The following is a 17518-nucleotide window of genomic DNA, read 5'->3' as shown; positions in this document are numbered from 1 at the left end:
CTCAGAAGTGAAACGAATTAGCGCCGATGGTAGTGTGGGGCTTCCCCATGTGAGAGTAGGACATCGCCAGGCTTTAATTTTAGTTTTTACCTTTCAAAAAGGTGAAGACAATAGTTAAAAGAGCCCGTTTGAAAAAACGGGCTTTTTTAGTCCTGAAGGGACATCTTGATGCTGATATAGCTCAGGTGGTAGAGCGCATCCTTGGTAAGGATGAGGTCCCCAGTTCGAGTCTGGGTATCAGCACCATTACGGTTTGTTTTGTGTTTTCGCATAGAGCATAAAGCAAAACGTAAAGAATTTTACTTGGCGACCATAGCGATTTGGACCCACCTGACTTCCATTCCGAACTCAGAAGTGAAACGAATTAGCGCCGATGGTAGTGTGGGGCTTCCCCATGTGAGAGTAGGTCATCGCCAGGTTCTTATTCCAGACCTCAGCAGAGATGCTGAGGTCTTTTTGTTTGTATCCACTTTGAACCTCACATAATAAGTCTGCTTGTGCGTGTCTAACTGAATAAAGGTCTGAATTGGGTATCCTCCGTCGCTTTGCCTCCTAGTAAGAAACAACCATTTTTGTTTAGCACGACAAGTTTTCTTTCATCGGACTAGCTTTATTGAAGTGCAGGTCTTTTTTCCGTTGAAAGATTAGGCTTTGCTATTTCAACATATTCACTCTTTTGCAAAGCTAATATTATTGTTCATATCTAGTTGATTTGTTTACTCTACTTCATTAAGAGACCAATCATATTCATAGTTAAAATTACCAGTTAACTTGTTTAATTCTGGACGATATTGGCTTAGGTGTTCGATTAGCTTCTGTTTATTACCAAAATCTTCGGCAAACCAATCATAAATAGAAGACAGCTGTGCCGTGTTACCTTGGATGGATACGCCTTTACTGCTGTTGATAAATGTTTTTGCAGCACTTTCGAGTAAGGCTTGAGTGTTGTCGGCAGTAAATGCTTGAGTCTGTAAATTTGGGCAACCTAAGCTGGCACAATTCACCGCGTAATGGGTTCTTGGATCATTCCAGATTGGACGCAAAATTCGATGCTCAATATCGTTTAAAGTCAGGTCCTTGCCGTTGATCACGACCACATCATCTCCCCAAGGTCCAAAGCTAAATAAGCCGCCCAGTTTGGTTATCGATTTGACGGGATAGTTATCCAAAATCAGATCCACCGTGATGGCGTTGTAAAGGTTCACCCAATAGGCGTATTGTTCTGCTTGGCTGTATTGTCGAGGGTCAAGTTTCGCCAATCTTTGGATGTACTGCTTTAGCTTCGCCTTGTCGGAAGTTGTGACTTTGCTGTAGCGAAACAAAGTATTTTCACCTTGTACAACCAAGTAATTGTCTAGCAGTTGTTGCCATACTTGATGAGAAATCTGGGCTTGGTTAGCTTGATTGGACTGCTTCCAATACGGCCACAAATCCGATTTTGGTGCGGAAAAAGCAGAGAAAGAAACGAGGGCACACAATAGCAATAGCAGACGCTTCATAGAGAGACCTTTGAATTAAAACTTGTTGATAGTGTAGACCTGTCTACGATGGGATTTCTTTCCTGACACAATGAATATAAAGAAAAAAGGCTGGCCAATGCCAACCTTTTACCTGTTTCAATTACGATTTGAATTAGCTTAAGAAGCTCGGGATATTCGCCTCGTACTCGGCAATCTTGTTTTCGTGTTGAAGGGTAAGACCGATATTGTCCAAACCGTTTAGCAGGCAGTGACGACGGAACGAATCGATTTCAAAACTATATTTTTTGCCGTTGGCACGAACCACATTGGCTTCTAGGTCGACTTCGATTTCTGCACCTTCGTTCGCCTCAACAAACTGGAAGATTTCATCCACTTCTTGCTCAGTCAAACGAACTGGCACCATTTGGTTGTTGATCGAGTTACCGTAAAAAATATCGGCAAAGCTTGGTGCGATCATCGCTTTGATGCCGTAATCCGCTAGTGCCCATGGTGCGTGCTCACGAGAAGAACCACAACCGAAGTTTTCACGCGCTAGCAAGATAGAAGCGCCTTGGTAGCGAGGGGCGTTCATCACGAACTCTGGGTTCGGTTGTTCGCCAGCATCGTCTAGGAAGCGCCAGTCATGGAATAGGTGCTTACCAAACCCTAGGCGGGAGACCTTTTGTAGGAACTGCTTTGGAATGATGGCATCAGTATCTACGTTCGCTGCATCTAGAGGAACAACTAAGCCTGTGTGTTGTTTAAAGCCTGACATTTGTTTGCTCCTTAGTCTAGTTCACGAATATCTACAAAGTGACCAGCAATTGCTGCTGCCGCTGCCATCGCAGGGCTCACTAGGTGGGTACGGCCATCACGACCTTGGCGGCCTTCAAAGTTACGGTTTGAAGTAGACGCACAACGTTCATGTGGACCCAAACGGTCGTTGTTCATTGCTAGACACATTGAACAACCAGGTAGGCGCCACTCAAAGCCCGCTTCTTTAAAGATAACGTCCAAGCCTTCTGCTTCCGCTTGCGCTTTTACTTGCTCAGAGCCAGGAACGATTAGCGCTTGAACGTGAGACGCGACTTTGCGACCTTTCGCTATTTCAGCGGCTGCGCGCATGTCTTCGATACGTGAGTTAGTACAAGAACCAACGAAGACTTTATCGACGTTGTAATCTGAAAGTGCTTTGCCTGCTTCTAGGCCCATGTAAGCCAATGCTTTTTCAGCAGAGGCTTTCTCTACTGGGTCGGTAAAGCTTTCTGGAGCTGGGATCGGTTGGTCTACTGCGATAACTTGGCCTGGGTTAGTACCCCAAGTGACTTGTGGTTTAATGTCGGCAGCATTTAGCGTCACGACCGCATCAAACTGAGCATCATCGTCCGTTTTTAATGTCTTCCAGTATTCTACTGCTGCATCAAAGTCGGCACCTTGAGGTGAGAATTTTCGGCCTTTAATGTATTCGAATGTGGTTTCATCTGGTGCAATCAAACCGGCTTTAGCACCTAGCTCAATTGCCATGTTACATACGGTCATGCGGCCTTCCATTGAAAGGTCGGTGATCGCTTCACCGCAGAATTCAACCACGTAACCCGTACCGCCAGCAGCTGTGGTTTCACCGATGATCGCTAGCACGATGTCTTTCGCGGTGATGCCTGGCGCTACTTTGCCTTTCACTTCGATCTTCATTGTTTTAGCGCGTGCTTGTTTTAGCGTTTGAGTTGCCAATACGTGCTCAACTTCAGAAGTACCAATACCAAAGGCTAGGGAGCCGAATGCACCGTGTGTAGCCGTGTGTGAGTCACCACAAACAATCGTCATGCCCGGTAGGGTAATACCCAGCTCAGGGCCCATGACGTGGACAATGCCTTGGTATTTATGGTTGATGTCGTAAAGTGTAACACCAAACTCTTCGCAGTTTTTCGATAGCGTTTCCATCTGGATACGCGCCATCTCACCGGATGCGTTGATGTCTTTGGTTGTCGTAGAAACGTTGTGGTCCATGGTGGCAAAAGTTTTGCTGACCTGACGCACTTTACGACCTTTTTCACGCAAGCCGTCAAATGCCTGCGGAGAAGTCACTTCATGTACCAAGTGACGGTCGATGTACAAGATTGGGTTTTCCCCTTCTGCTGCGACGGCAACGTGTGCGTCGTAGACTTTTTCGTATAATGTTTTGCCCATTGTTTGCTTCCTTTCCTCGTCGCCTTTGCCGCAATAACTGCGTTAGCTACACCCATTTATCCAGTTATTTAGCGAACTAAACGCCTTAATATAAATAAGCTTGCTGCCTTGTTATTGCACCAATGACTTAGAGGAAAGCCATTGGTTGACTGAGGATTTTGTATTTATTATGAATCTGTTCTGTATTAAGAGTTTAAAATATACTCAGCGATCTTATCGCCCATCTCAGACGTCGAAAGTGCTGGGTTGTCACCGGCAAGGTCACCCGTTAGCTCACCTGCAGATAGTGCTTTTGAAACGGCCGTTTCGATGTCTTGTGCCGCCGTTTCTTCACCTAGGCTGTAACGTAGCATCAGTGCGGCAGATAGGATTTGAGCAACTGGGTTAGCGATGTTCTTACCTGCGATATCTGGTGCACTGCCGCCTGCTGGTTCGTACAGACCGAATTTGCTTTCGTTTAGGCTTGCTGATGGCAACATACCCATAGAGCCAGTGATCATCGCGCACTCATCAGAAATGATGTCGCCGAAGATGTTTGAACATAGCATTACGTCGAACTGTGCTGGGTCTTTGATAAGCTGCATGGTTGCGTTATCAATGTACATGTGTGATAACTCAACATCTGGGTAGTCTTTTGCGATTTCTTCGACCACTTCACGCCATAGGATTGAGCTTTGTAGAACGTTCGCTTTGTCGATTGAGCACACTTTCTTGCGACGTAGACGAGCAGACTCAAAGGCAATTTTTGCGATACGTTCAATCTCGTAGCGGTGGTACACCTCAGTGTCGAACGCTTTCTCTGTTGGACCTTCACCTTCACGACCTTTTGGTTGGCCGAAGTAGATACCGCCTGTTAGTTCACGGACAACCACGATGTTAAAGCCGCGACCTGAGATGTCTGCGCGTAGTGGTGAGAAAGCTTCAAGACCTGAGTGAATTTGTGCTGGGCGTAGATTACAGAACAGTTGGAAGTGCTTGCGTAGTGGCAGTAGGGCACCACGTTCAGGTTGGTCATTTGGTGGCAAGTGTTCCCACTTAGGACCGCCAACTGAGCCGAATAGGACTGCATCAGACTCTTCACACGCTTTTACTGTGCTTTCTGGAAGTGGGCAACCGTGATTATCGATCGCGATACCACCTACATCGTGCTCGTCACGCTCAAACGCAATGCCGTGCTTCTTTTCGATTGCATCCAACACTTTATGTGCTTGCGCCATTACTTCTGGGCCGATGCCGTCGCCTGGTAAAACGGCAATTTTGTATGATTTGTCTGTCATGTTAATCCTTTATTTTCTAATTACTTAGAACGCCAGGGACGACTCTCGTCCCTGGAGTCTGTCTTATACGGTTGCGATTTGCTTCTGCTTTATTTCTGCAATTTTATCGGCACGATGAATGCTGTTGATGACGTGCAATAGGGCTTGGCCCGATGCTTCAACGATGTCGGTAGAAACGCCAGTACCATGATATTTGCGCCCTTTGTAATTGGCAATGATATCAGCTTGACCTAATCCATCCTCACCTTCACCTTTAGCGGTGAGATCGAATTTATCTAGCACAATATCATAACCTGTTACGCGGTAGATACATTGGTAAAGTGCATCGACAGGACCGTTACCGACGGCCGCTTCGCATTTTTCTTCATCGCCACACTGTAGCTTAATGCTGGTTGTTGCCATGACACTACCAGATTGCACGCTTAAGTAGTTCAATTTGTAGAAATCATCTTCTTCGCGCAAGTTAGAAAAGTGCATCAATGCTTCTAGATCGTAATCAAATACTTGGCCTTTTCGATCCGCCAGTTTCAAGAAATCCTCGTACAATGCATCTAAGTTGTACTCTTCTTCTTTGTAGCCCATAGAATCCATGTGACTCTTCACTGCTGCGCGGCCACTGCGGCTGGTTAGGTTTAGCGCTTGGTTCTTAAGACCAATCGACTCTGGCGTCATGATCTCGTAAGTGTTTTTATTCTTTAGCATGCCATCTTGGTGGATGCCTGAAGAATGGCTGAATGCGTTTGCACCAACGATCGCCTTGTTGCTCTGGATCGGCATGTTACACAGTTGGCTGACCAACTTACTAGTGCGATGGATTTCATCGTGTTTTAGGCCCGTATGAACACCCATGAGTTCTTGGCGTGTTTTCAAGATCATTGCGATCTCTTCTAAAGAACAGTTACCCGCACGCTCACCGATACCGTTGATGGTCCCTTCAACTTGTCGCGCACCGGCTTGAACAGCTGCAATAGAGTTGGCTACAGACATACCCAAATCATCATGACAGTGAACCGAGATGATAGCTTTGTCGATATTTGGTACACGGTTAAATAGGGTCTCAATAATGGCGCCGAATTCACTTGGTACGGTATAGCCAACCGTATCTGGAATGTTGATGGTACTTGCGCCAGCATTGATTGCTGATTCAACCATACGACATAGATTATCAATTGGTGTGCGACCAGCGTCTTCACAAGAAAATTCAACATCGTCAGTGTAGTTACGTGCGTGTTTAACAGCTTTTACGCCCATTTCAACGACATCATCATAGCTACGACGCAGCTTGTCTTGCACATGAATGGTAGAAGTAGAAATGAAGGTATGGATTCGGAAGGCATCGGCTACTTTTAATGCTTCTGCTGCGGCATCAATGTCTTTTGCCACAGCACGAGAAAGGGCACAAACGCGGCTATTTTTGATGTGTTTAGCGATGGTTTGTACGGATTCGAAATCACCCGGAGAAGAGACAGGGAAACCCGCCTCGATAACATCAACGCCCAGCCTTTCAAGCGCATAGGCAATTTGCAGTTTTTCCTTAACCGTCAAGCTTGCTGACAACGCCTGTTCGCCATCACGCAATGTGGTGTCGAATATAATGACTTGATCGTTCATGTTTGCTTCCTTTGTTTCCATGTTGTGCATTCTTGCACAAGTTAATCGTTTACTTCCGGTACATTCTTAGTATTCAGATATAAAAAAACCCGCATCTGAGTGCGGGTTCTTGTCATTCTGTGTGGTTCTTTTTTCTTCCACAACCTACCCGCGCGAACTGGTCACGATAAGGAGGAGGCTAAGCAGGATAGAAAAATGAGTTGTCATTGTTAACTACTTCCTAAGAGCGTTACATAAACCACAAAATTAAGTTAATAGATTAGTACCGTACTCACGTAAGCACGTCAACCCTAAAGTTGCTTTTTTATTCATATCGGATGAGTTCTGGCTGGTAGAGGTTAATTCATCAATTGATGAATTAGTGATGAATTAATGTCATATCGTATATAAAAACAACAATCTATAATTAATCATCTGATGAATTTTTGAAGGGGAAGGCATGGTTGACTCTGGGCGTAAAGCGGGCAGGCCAAGTGAAAAAACAGATGCTCGAGGTAAGCTGATTTTTCATGCACGAGAGCTGTTTACCGTAATGGCGTATGACAAAGTCTCTACCCGGCTTGTCGCACAAAAAGCAGGCGTAAACAGTGCCTTGATCCGCTACTACTTTGGTAACAAAGAAGGGCTGTTTGAAACCATGTTGAGGGAGACGCTGTCGCCGATGCAGATCACCATGCAAGCATTGCTTCAAGATAGCTCGCATCAGAATTTTATTGATTTAATGCGAACTTACTACCGAGAAATGGTCAAGGTGCCTCAATTTCCTCGGCTGATTGCTCAGGTGATGCACATGCCACCTTCCGACACGCAGCGTAAGCTGATGGAGAAGGTTTTTATTGATATTAGCAAGCCAATGCAAGACATCATCTTCGATAAGCTGGTGGATAGTGGCGTTTTAAAGCCAGATATGGACCCAAAACTTTGTCGGATTTCATACATTAGCTTGATGGTGTTTCCTTTTATGGCTCCGCCAGCATTGCTTGCGATTCACGGAATTGAACTCAATGAAGAATTCCTCAACCGCTTGTTTGAACACAACATTAAATTGATGACGAGTGGATTTATGTTTCCTATGCCAGTACAAGGAGTGAGTGATGAAGGTTAACCGCAAGCTACTTTTTTTTCCTGTTTTAGCTATTGGGGTTTTGGTTTTGATCTTAGCCATTAACCTTCGCCCGGATATTCCGACTAAGCCAGCTGGTGAACGTGCTCGATTGGTTGAAACGATACCACTTGAACTCAAAGCCATGGCGCCGTTGGCGATTGGATTTGGAAAAATAAAGCCCAAAGTGGAATGGAAAGCCATTGCTGAAGTATCAGGTAAGGTGGTTTATCGCCACCCAAGGCTAGAAAAAGGACAAGTATTGAGTAAGGGAACGGAAGTCCTTCGTATTGACCCGCTTGATTACGAACTCAAGCTGGCACAGACACAAGCGGATTTAAAATCGAGTGAGACGTCATTGGCGAAGCTACAACAAGAAGAGCGCAACCTGCGACAAACATTGGGGATTGAGAAAAATCGGCAGAAAATTGCTAAGAAAGAGCTCGAGCGCAAACAGAACTTACGTAAACGCGGCCTTGCCTCCCAATCTGAAGTCGATCAACAGCAGCAGAGTACCTTATCTCAACAAAAGCTAGTGCAAGACATAGAGAATCAATTGGCATTGATACCGGACGAAAAGCGGGTGGCTGAAGCAAAGATAAAAGTGAATGCTTCCAAGGTGCAAGAAGCACAGCGCTTGTTAGCAAAGACCAGTATTGTTTTACCTATGGACCTGCGTATTTCTGAAGTTGACACTGAATTGGATCAGGTCATTAATCAACAGCAAACCATGGTTGTGGCACATGGAATGAAGACAATGGAAGTGGAAGCGCAACTCTCAATTCATGATATGCAGACGTTGGCCTCCAGTTTAGGGGAGTTTCAGCGTGATGAGGCCGGGATCCCTCAGCCTGATATGACATTTATTCGGGCTCAAATAGAATTGAGCAGTGGAAACTTAAAAGCAAACTGGCCAGCGAAGGTCGCTCGGATCAGTGAAACGGTGGATCCTAATCGGGCAACTGCCGGCGTGATCTTAGAGATCGAGCAAGACTATAGGGATCTGAATCCAGATACCGTCCCGCCATTGGTCAATGGTATGTTTGTCAAAGCAGAGATTGAAGGTCAACAAAATCCAAGTTGGGTGATCCCTGAACGTGCTTTACATGGTGATCGTATTTATTTGATGGATGACAATCAGCAACTAAAAATTGTGTCGGTTACGGTGCTGTATCGCCGGAATCATCATGTTGTGATCGAAGGTGATCTAGAGCAGGGAGAAAAACTGATTCTTAACGATTTACTACCGGCAATTGAGGGCATGAAATTACGTGAGAACGCCCCTCAGTTTGAGGAGCGTAAATTATGATCCGATTTTTTACACGTCATCCTACCGCAGCCAATCTGTTAATGCTGGCGTTGTTGATCCTCGGATTCAGCTCGTTATCGACCATTAAGCGAGAGACTTTTCCTGAGTACGATCCGCCTTACATTATGGCTGGCATTGTTTATCCGGGCGCTGCGCCGCAAGAAGTGGAAGAGAGCCTGTGTGTGCGGATGGAAGATGCTGTCGATGGGCTGGCAAACATCGTTGAAACCCGCTGTGAAGCGATAGAGGGTTCTGCTCGTTTGATCTTAAAGCTCAACGAAAAAGCAGATATTGGCCGGATGCTGGTTGATGTTCAAACCCAGATCAACGCGATTAATGATTTCCCAAAAGAGATCGAATCACCCGTGGTGCAAGAGCTTGATTGGAATGAACCCGTCGTCGATGTCGCAATCACTGCCGATACAACTTGGCCGGAGTTAAAGGCTTATGCCGAGCAACTTAAACGAACCCTCAAGCTTGATTATGGCGTGTCATTAGTGGATGTAAGTGGTTTTTCTGATCACCAATACTTGGTCGAACTAGATAACACCGCTATGCGCCAACTTGGCTTAAGTGTAAACGACATTGCAGCACAGATCGGGCAACAAAATATTAAGCTGCCAAGCGGTAATATTGAAACGCCTGACAAGAACTTTCTTATCCGTTTTGATGAGCGAAAAATTGCACCAGATACACTGGCTAATATGGTGGTAGGTTCTTCACCAAACGGGGCCCTAATCCGGCTTCGTGATATTGCGATAATTACTGATCGTTTCGAACTGGATGAACAGAAAGTGTTATTTGATGGCAAGCCATCTGCATTATTGAAGATCAGCAAGAATAAAGAGGACGATGCCTTAAGAATTAAAGATCGAGTCAGCCAGTTTGTTGCAGATCAGCAGCAAATCGCCCCCGATGGTGTGGCATTGGAAATGACCAATGATCTTTCCTCGGTATTATGGGATCGCCTAACAATGATGGTTCGTAATGGCTGGCAAGGGATCGTGTTGGTGTTTGCAACAATGTGGCTTTTCTTTAGTTTTCGTTATTCATTTTGGGTGGCGGCTGGCCTACCTGTTGCATTTTTAGGTGGTTTGTTCTTGATGGCCCAATTGGGCTTGTCTATCAACATTATGTCTCTGGTCGGATTATTGATGGCCATTGGCATCATGATGGATGATGCGATTGTGATTGCAGAATCGATAGCGGCTCACCTTGAACGCGGCCAAAAAGTAGATGAAGCCGTGATCAATGGGGTGAAGAAGGTGTTACCGGGGGTATTTTCTTCTTTCCTTACCACTATTTGTATTTTTGGCAGTCTACTTTTCTTACAAGGTGAGATGGGGGCTGTACTCAAAGCCGTGCCACAGGTACTGATTCTGGTGCTGACTTTGAGCCTTGTTGAAGCATTTTTGATTTTACCTAATCACCTTGCTCACTCATTGCATCAGCAAAAACGTGAGCGTGATGATCTGAAGTTTAAGCGGATTTTGTTGGCGCGCTTTGAAAACTTTCGCAATACCACATTGGTGTCGTTAGTCGAAAAAGTGGTGAGCTATCGCTATGCCTTTTTAGGGGCTGTGTTTGCTGCACTATTGATTTCGGTCGCGGCGATTGCTGGTGGCTTACTTAAATTCCAACCGTTTCCAGATTTGGATGGTGATATTGCAGAAGCGCGGATCATTTTACCGCCCGGCTCATCGCTTGCTCAAACTGAGTTAGTGGTTGATAAAGTGGTCGCTTCGGCGAAAAAACTCAATCAACAATGGAGTGACAATATTGAACAGGGGCACACGCTGGTTGAGCACATTACCACACAGTTTAATGCTAACGCGGATGCCAACGAATCAGGTCCTCATATCGCCACGGTTCGCTTAGATTTACTCGGTGCTGAGCAGCGAAATACGGTCATTGATGATTTTATTGAGGCATGGCGAAATGATGTGGGAGAGCTAGCTCAACCTATCTCTTTAGTCTTTAAACAACCAACAATGGGGCCGGGGGGACGCTCTATAGAAATACGTGCTTCACATGACGATCTCAGTCAGTTGAAAGCGGCTTCAATTGATATTCAAAATTACCTCAACGAGTTTGATGGTGTGCACGGCGTTTTAGATGACATGCGCATGGGCAAAGAAGAAATTTTGGTCAGGCTCCGCCCTGGTGCAGAAACTTACGGCATTAATGGGCAACTTATCGCGAACCAGTTACGGGCTGCTTATTTCGGGCAAACGGCGGATGAAATCCAAATTGGGGTGGAGAACATCTCTATCGAAGTACGATTGGATAAAACGCAGGCCGGTGATTTGCAACAGCTTGCGAATTTCCCAGTTATTTTACCTGATGGAACACAAATCCCATTAGCCACCTTGGCTACATTAGAATTCCAGCGAAACTATGTTCGAATTCAACGGATAAATGGTCTGCGGACCATCAGTGTATTTGGCGATACCGACAACACTAAGGTGAGTTCCTCGGCGGTGATCGCCCAGTTCCAAAAACAGGAAGCGCCCGAGCTAATGAAGAAATACCCGGGTTTGCGATTTGATTTTGAAGGTGAAGCAAAAGATGCTGCAGAAACAGGGGCATCGATGGGGAAAGGATTTTTACTCGGTTTGTTTGGTGTGTTTGCCATTCTTAGCTATCAGTTCCGCAGTTATCTCGAACCCTTTGTTGTTATGCTGGCGATCCCTCTGGCTTTTATTGGTGTCGTTTGGGGCCACGTATTGCTTGGTCACTCGTTGAGTATGCCAAGCATGATGGGATTTGTCTCTTTAGCGGGGATTGTGGTCAATGATTCCATTTTGTTAGTGCAGTACATACGGCACCATGTTGATGAAGGGGATAGTGTTCATGACTCCGTGGTGAAAGCCAGTCGAGAGCGGTTTCGTGCGGTATTTTTGACCTCGATGACGACAGCTGCAGGTTTACTACCGCTTTTGACAGAAACCAGTTTGCAAGCTCAAGTGATTCAGCCGCTAGTGATCTCCATTGTGTTTGGTATTTTTGCTTCCACCTTACTGGTGTTATTTATGATTCCGGCTGCCTACGCCATTTTAGCTGACTTTGGTTTAGTGAAAAAGCACGAAGCGCTTGATGCGTAAAGTCATTAAAGGCCACTTCGGTGGCCTTTTTTTATCTCAATGGATGTCATTATTTTACAAACAAACCGTCACTACCTTGTCACTGTAGGACTTTAGTTTGGACGTGAGACCGCTAGAAAAGGAGTCGGTTATGCGTTCGATAGATTCGATAATCAAGTTAGACGTCACGATCTCATTGTTTTGTTTGCAAAACAGATTCAGTCCTTCGATGGCAAGAGTGAGCAAAGCCATTTCACATACGGGAGACGGGCATTTATATGTTGTGATTGCTCTTATTGCTTGGGGATACGATACAACACACGGGACGACATTTGCTTTAGCTGGGCTTACTGCATTTGCAATGGAACTCCCTATTTATTGGGCTCTGAAAAATGGTTTCAAACGGCGGCGTCCTCAAGAACTCTCCCTCAATTTGTTCGCTTACATCACTCCTTCCGATCAATATAGCCTGCCTTCGGGTCATACCGCTGCCGCGTTTTTAATGGCTGTGTTACTGAGCCACTTTTATCCCGCATGCACTGGCTATGCTTACTTTTGGGCACTGTTGATTGCAAGCTCGCGCGTTTTGCTCGGCGTTCATTTTGTTACCGATGTTGCTTTAGGTGCGGTATTGGGGATGACGTGTGCCTATTTAGCACTGATAGGGCTAGGAGTGTAATACGATGAAAATACTCTATGGTGTACAAGGCACAGGAAATGGTCACACGGCGCGAGCAAGAGCAATGGCAAGAGCACTTGCAGAGCAAAGCGTTGAGGTTGATTTTCTGTTTTCTGGTCGAGAAGAAAGCCAATACTTTTCTATGCAGGCATTTGGTGACTACCAAACGCGAAAAGGCCTGACCTTTTGTTCTTATAAAGGCAAAGTGAACTACTTTCAAACGGCCATGCGTAATAATATTTGGCGCTTTTATCAAGATGTAGCACGGTTAGAACTGTCTGACTATGATTTGGTATTGAACGATTTTGAACCCGTATCCGCTTGGGCCGCAAAGTTACAGTCTGTACCTTGCATCAGCATTAGCCACCAAAATGCATTTCGTTATCCGGTGCCACTTAGAGGGGCAAGCTGGCTCGATAAACAGCTTTTGGATCACTTTGCTCCAGCTGACTATCATCTCGCCCTGCATTGGTATCATTTTGAACAACCGATTCTACCGCCGATTGTTCACAGTGAAGTGGAGCTTGTTGAGGAAGAGCCCTTCGTTTTAGTTTATCTCCCCTTTGAAGCGATGAGTGATATCAGTGAATTGTTATGGCGTTTTTCAAGCCAACACTTCATCTGTTTTCACCCACATGTGAAAACGTACTGCAAAGTGGAAAACATTGAGTTTCACCCATTGTGTCAGCAGTCTTTTCAATATTATTTAAAACGATGTCGTGGGGTGATGGCGAATGGTGGATTTGAACTGCCTTCAGAAGCGCTGATGCATGGTAAAAAACTATTGCTAAAACCATTGGCTGGTCAGTTTGAACAATTAAGCAATGTCGCCACACTGGAAGAGCTTGGGCTCGCAGTTGGAATGGAGCATTTGGATGCGGCAAAAGTCCGAGAATGGCTCGATGATAGCCGCGGAGAGACCATTCGTTATCCGAATGTCGCCAAAGCAATTGTTGAATGGTTGTTAGAAGGAAACTGGGATTGTAACGAAAAACTCTCAAATGATTTGTGGTCTCAAGTAGATTGGCTGAAATATACAGCGAATATTTAGTCAACTACATGCATTCTCATAGTCAAAAATACACCGTGTACCATAAGTGAGGCTTTTTCATAACGCTGGTCATTAATTTGAATGATGAATATTAGGTTTCTATCAATGAAGATCCATTACTAATATCAATAAAGGTATGTTGAGCATCAAAAAATCCAATTTATATTTTTTTATAAGTCGATTATTTCATTGATTTGTAAGATTAATCTTAATTATTAGGTAAAAAATACTGATTAATTGTGAATCTTATTGCTAATCGCTAATTGATTCGTGGATAGTAGGGATCGCCAAGAAATCATCTAAACCATAAATACAAAAATATTTGGTTATCTATTCCCAACCTTATCCTGAATAAATATCTATTATTTACGAATACAAGAGGCTTGATTAATGATTGATAAGAAAGAGTCTATGAGTGCTATATCGAGTTACCGAATGGAGAGCACATTACGAGGAGTAGATCTAAACCTGTTAACGGTATTTGATGCCGTAATGCAAGAGCAAAATATTACTCGTGCTGCCCACAACCTTGGTATGTCTCAGCCAGCAGTTAGTAATGCTGTGGCTCGTCTTAAAGTGATGTTCAATGATGAATTGTTCATGCGTCAAGGCCGTGGTATTCAACCAACTCAGCGCGCACGTCAATTGTTCGGCCCGATCCGTCAGGCTCTGCAATTAATTCGCAATGAACTGCCAAGTTCTATCTTTTCTCCTGAGACGTCAACTCGTCTGTTTAAATTGGCAATTTGCAGTCCGTGCGACATGCGTTTTGCTCCTAAAATCATGTCGAGTGTGCATGATCAGGCGCCAAACGTAAAACTTCATCTAGATGCTGAATTCGATCGCCTTTTAGCTGAGCGCATGCGCTACCAAGAGATCGACTTCGTAATCGACTATTCTCGTTTTGATGAACAGGGCTTCTCTAGCACTGAAATCTTCCAAGACGATCTAGTTGTTGTGGTTTCAAAATCACACCCTCGCATTCAAGGTTCTGTCACTGGCGAACAGCTAAAATCAGAGCGTCATGCGAAACTGTCTAAAGTTCATGGTCAGCGTAGCTTCTCTGAGCAAGCATACCGTGAGTTAGATGTTGCGGCATATTATGAAGGTACAAGCTTGAGCAACGTATTGTACGTCGTTGGCCAATCTGAATTGGTGACGATGGCTCCACGTTGGATGGTTGAAAACGCAGCGAACAAAGACCAACTGCAAGTGCTAGAATTCCCGTTCGAAAATGCCAAAATCAATGGCTACCTAAGCTGGCATGAATCGAGTGAGAAAGATAAAGGTCACATCTGGCTTCGCGACCAGCTAATGATGATCTGCGGTGAAGTTGTTGCAATGAAATAACTTTCATCTGCTACGGAAATTAAAAACCTTGGATAGTCCTGTGCTATTCAAGGTTTTTTACTATTTATATCCACAAGTTTGATGCTTGTCAGTTGCCTTTTGGTGGCTGAAATGTACACTTGTGCGCTCAAAAAAGCTTACAGGTGTAAGCCAAAGGTAAGACATATAGATGGCAAGCTTAGATTTCCATATCGTAAAACGAATTCGTGAACAAATTGCAAAAGGCGGAGACCGCATCGCACTGAAACATAAAATCGGTGCAGTATGGCAAGGGATCAGTTGGAAGCAGTTTGGTGAGCAGGTTGATGCTATTTCATTAGCATTACTTGCACAGGGCCTTAAGGTCCAAGATAAGATAGCAATCTTCTCAAATAACATGCCCGAATGGAGCATTGCTGACTTAGCCACAATGCAACTGCGTGGCGTGACAGTTCCGATTTATCCCACCAATACGGCTGCACAATCCTCTTATATTTTGCAAAATGCAGATGCGAAAGTCCTGTTTGTTGGTGAACAGCCGCAATTTGACGCTGCGGTAAGTATTTTTGATGAATGTGAACAGCTTGAGCTGATCGTGGCAATGGGTGATGAGATTGATCTTAAAGCGCACCCTCATGCGATGAACTGGCAATGTTTCATTGAACAAGGAAAAGCCGCTGATCGCGCTGAATTGGAAACTCGCCTTGAGCAAGCCAATATTGATGATCTATTTACCCTCATTTATACCTCAGGTACAACAGGGCAGCCTAAGGGTGTGATGCTTGATTACGCGAACATCGACGCTCAGCTTAAAGGTCATGATCAGCGTTTGAGTCTGACTCCTGAAGATGTTTCTTTGTGTTTCTTACCACTATCACATGTGTTTGAGCGTGCGTGGACTTTCTATGTTCTCTACAAAGGTGGCACTAACTGTTACCTGAAAGACACAATGCAAGTCAGAGAAGCCCTCAGTGAGATCCGTCCAACGGTAATGTGTGCCGTTCCTCGTTTCTATGAGAAGATCTTCTCTGCCATTCATGAAAAGGTCTCTAAAGCTCCGTTTATTCGTAAGGTGTTATTCACTTGGGCAGTAAACATGGGCGCGAAGATGTCGGTTTGTCATCAAGAAGGCCGTAAGCCGTCACTTATGCTGACCAAAGCCTATAACCTTGCCGATAAACTGGTGTTGTCTAAACTACGTGCGCTGCTTGGTGGCAATATCAAATTCATGCCATGCGGTGGAGCGAAACTAGATGAAACCATTGGCCGTTTTTTCCATGCTATCGGAATTAACGTGAAACTGGGCTATGGGATGACGGAAACCACAGCGACAATCTCGTGTTGGGATGATCAATGTTTTGACCCTGACTCAATCGGTATGGCTATGCCCGGCGCACAAGTTAAAATTGGTGAAAATAACGAGATTTTAGTCCGTGGCCCGATGGTGATGCGTGGTTATTACAAAATGCCGCAAGAAACGGCCAAAACCTTTGATGAGCACGGCTTCTTAAAAACAGGAGATGCGGGTCATATTGATGAAAATGGCAACCTATTCATTACCGATCGTATCAAAGAGCTGATGAAAACCTCAGGTGGTAAGTACATTGCTCCACAAATGATCGAAGGGACGATTGGTAAAGACCATTTCATTGAGCAGATTGCAATTATTGCGGATACACGAAAATTTGTTTCTGCGCTGATTGTGCCTTGTTTCGATAGCCTAGAAGAGTACGCGAAAGAGCTGAACATTAAGTATCACGATCGATTAGAGCTGATTAAACATCATCAGGTTGTGGAAATGTTCGAGCAGCGTGTGAATGAGCTACAAAAAGAACTCGCGAAATTTGAACAAGTGAAGACGTTTAAATTGCTACCGAAAGCTTTTTCAATGGATGATGGTGAGCTAACACCGACGCAAAAACTGCGTCGTAAGGTGATTAACGACCGTTATCAAGATGAAATTGAAGAAATGTACAAAGATAAAAGTACGAAGTAGCACTTTATCAATCACTAAATTTCATATTGATTAAAAAGCCCTCAGCTGAGTTTTTGACTCCTGAGGGCTTTTTTGTATCCGGCGTTTCTTTAGGAAACGCAAAAGTTTGGCTTAGTTATAAATAAGTTAAGTAAAATTATTGGCTTTTTTTCGTCCGACTTCTGAGTATTTACTCCGCTTTAATGTTCTGTGTTGCTCATTACATCTGGTTTTGTTCTAAAAAATAGCATTTTGTTTAAAAAGTGACACACCACTCAATAGACCCAATGCTAATAACACGTTACATTTGTTTTGTTCACTTGTACTTTGTTATGACAAAGGCAAGACATAGCCGAAAACTGGAAGTATTTCGAATTAGGCTACAAATAAGACCTCGACTATGTAAAACCGGCCCATTGCGTTGACCTTACGTAATGAAGAAACCGGTAAGGAGA

Annotated in this window: 12 protein-coding genes, 1 tRNA gene and 1 rRNA gene; 9 read left to right on the top strand and 5 right to left on the bottom strand. The window is 44.5% G+C overall.

Features of this window, described 5'->3' with window-relative positions; all coding sequences use genetic code 11:
* The first annotated feature begins 170 nt into the window (after window positions 1-170).
* Window positions 171-246 (top strand) — tRNA-Thr (locus ACQEXS_RS16795).
* A gap of 56 nt (window positions 247-302) precedes the next feature.
* A 5S ribosomal RNA gene (gene rrf / locus ACQEXS_RS16790) occupies window positions 303-419 on the top strand.
* 297 nt (window positions 420-716) lie between these two features.
* Here the strand turns inward: rrf and ACQEXS_RS16785 are convergent.
* The 5 genes from ACQEXS_RS16785 to leuA all read right to left on the bottom strand — a co-directional run bounded on the left by ACQEXS_RS16785 (window position 717) and on the right by leuA (window position 6535).
* A complete protein-coding gene (locus tag ACQEXS_RS16785) occupies window positions 717-1499 on the bottom strand; it encodes a DUF547 domain-containing protein (protein WP_427014587.1) in 783 nt (260 codons plus the stop codon).
* Between the two features lie 133 nt (window positions 1500-1632).
* Window positions 1633-2235, bottom strand: a complete 603-nt coding sequence (leuD, locus tag ACQEXS_RS16780; protein WP_427014586.1) for a 3-isopropylmalate dehydratase small subunit — start codon at window positions 2233-2235, stop codon at window positions 1633-1635.
* Window positions 2236-2246: 11 nt separating this feature from the next.
* On the bottom strand, window positions 2247-3647 hold the full coding sequence (leuC, locus tag ACQEXS_RS16775) for a 3-isopropylmalate dehydratase large subunit (protein ID WP_427014585.1): 1401 nt from the start codon (window positions 3645-3647) through the stop codon (window positions 2247-2249).
* A gap of 185 nt (window positions 3648-3832) precedes the next feature.
* Window positions 3833-4924, bottom strand: coding sequence for a 3-isopropylmalate dehydrogenase (leuB, locus tag ACQEXS_RS16770; RefSeq protein ID WP_427014584.1), 1092 nt, complete (start codon window positions 4922-4924; stop codon window positions 3833-3835).
* 63 nt (window positions 4925-4987) lie between these two features.
* A complete protein-coding gene (leuA, locus tag ACQEXS_RS16765; RefSeq protein ID WP_427014583.1) occupies window positions 4988-6535 on the bottom strand; it encodes a 2-isopropylmalate synthase in 1548 nt (515 codons plus the stop codon).
* Window positions 6536-6974: 439 nt separating this feature from the next.
* Between leuA and ACQEXS_RS16760 the strand changes: the two genes are divergently transcribed.
* From ACQEXS_RS16760 to ACQEXS_RS16730, 7 genes are all read left to right on the top strand, one after another.
* A complete protein-coding gene (locus tag ACQEXS_RS16760) occupies window positions 6975-7640 on the top strand; it encodes a TetR/AcrR family transcriptional regulator (RefSeq protein ID WP_427014582.1) in 666 nt (221 codons plus the stop codon).
* Window positions 7630-8946, top strand: coding sequence for an efflux RND transporter periplasmic adaptor subunit (locus ACQEXS_RS16755; protein WP_427014581.1), 1317 nt, complete (start codon window positions 7630-7632; stop codon window positions 8944-8946). Before ACQEXS_RS16760 ends, ACQEXS_RS16755 begins: the two co-directional genes overlap by 11 nt.
* Window positions 8943-12050 (top strand): efflux RND transporter permease subunit, encoded by a 3108-nt coding sequence (locus tag ACQEXS_RS16750; protein WP_427014580.1) that lies wholly within the window; start codon window positions 8943-8945, stop codon window positions 12048-12050. Before ACQEXS_RS16755 ends, ACQEXS_RS16750 begins: the two co-directional genes overlap by 4 nt.
* 130 nt (window positions 12051-12180) lie before the next feature.
* Window positions 12181-12708: a phosphatase PAP2 family protein gene (locus ACQEXS_RS16745; RefSeq protein WP_427014579.1), complete on the top strand. Its 528-nt coding sequence runs from the start codon at window positions 12181-12183 to the stop codon at window positions 12706-12708.
* Between the two features lie 4 nt (window positions 12709-12712).
* Entirely contained in the window at window positions 12713-13759 is a 1047-nt protein-coding gene (locus ACQEXS_RS16740) for an MJ1255/VC2487 family glycosyltransferase (protein ID WP_427014578.1), read from the top strand.
* A gap of 390 nt (window positions 13760-14149) precedes the next feature.
* Window positions 14150-15109 carry a transcriptional regulator LeuO gene (gene leuO / locus ACQEXS_RS16735; protein ID WP_427014577.1) on the top strand — a complete coding sequence of 320 codons (960 nt, stop codon included), beginning with the start codon at window positions 14150-14152 and terminating at the stop codon, window positions 15107-15109.
* Between the two features lie 169 nt (window positions 15110-15278).
* Window positions 15279-17084 (top strand): AMP-dependent synthetase/ligase, encoded by a 1806-nt coding sequence (locus ACQEXS_RS16730; RefSeq protein WP_427014576.1) that lies wholly within the window; start codon window positions 15279-15281, stop codon window positions 17082-17084.
* Window positions 17085-17518 lie beyond the last annotated feature (434 nt).

The sequence above is a fragment of the Vibrio sp. TRT 17S01 genome (genome assembly GCF_050113695.1).
GTDB lineage: Bacteria > Pseudomonadota > Gammaproteobacteria > Enterobacterales > Vibrionaceae > Vibrio.
Note: the sequence above shows the minus strand (reverse complement) of the source record. Positions and strands in the feature narration are given on the sequence as shown.

Bases quoted from the DNA above. Each gene is read 5' to 3' on its own strand.
- ACQEXS_RS16785 (WP_427014587.1), bottom strand. From the start codon at position 1,499: ATGAAGCGTCTGCTATTGCTATTGTGTGCCCTCGTTTCTTTCTCTGCT.
- leuD (WP_427014586.1), bottom strand. From the start codon at position 2,235: ATGTCAGGCTTTAAACAACACACAGGCTTAGTTGTTCCTCTAGATGCA.
- leuC (WP_427014585.1), bottom strand. From the start codon at position 3,647: ATGGGCAAAACATTATACGAAAAAGTCTACGACGCACACGTTGCCGTC.
- leuB (WP_427014584.1), bottom strand. From the start codon at position 4,924: ATGACAGACAAATCATACAAAATTGCCGTTTTACCAGGCGACGGCATC.
- leuA (WP_427014583.1), bottom strand. From the start codon at position 6,535: ATGAACGATCAAGTCATTATATTCGACACCACATTGCGTGATGGCGAA.
- ACQEXS_RS16760 (WP_427014582.1), top strand. From the start codon at position 6,975: ATGGTTGACTCTGGGCGTAAAGCGGGCAGGCCAAGTGAAAAAACAGAT.
- ACQEXS_RS16755 (WP_427014581.1), top strand. From the start codon at position 7,630: ATGAAGGTTAACCGCAAGCTACTTTTTTTTCCTGTTTTAGCTATTGGG.
- ACQEXS_RS16750 (WP_427014580.1), top strand. From the start codon at position 8,943: ATGATCCGATTTTTTACACGTCATCCTACCGCAGCCAATCTGTTAATG.
- ACQEXS_RS16745 (WP_427014579.1), top strand. From the start codon at position 12,181: ATGCGTTCGATAGATTCGATAATCAAGTTAGACGTCACGATCTCATTG.
- ACQEXS_RS16740 (WP_427014578.1), top strand. From the start codon at position 12,713: ATGAAAATACTCTATGGTGTACAAGGCACAGGAAATGGTCACACGGCG.
- leuO (WP_427014577.1), top strand. From the start codon at position 14,150: ATGATTGATAAGAAAGAGTCTATGAGTGCTATATCGAGTTACCGAATG.
- ACQEXS_RS16730 (WP_427014576.1), top strand. From the start codon at position 15,279: ATGGCAAGCTTAGATTTCCATATCGTAAAACGAATTCGTGAACAAATT.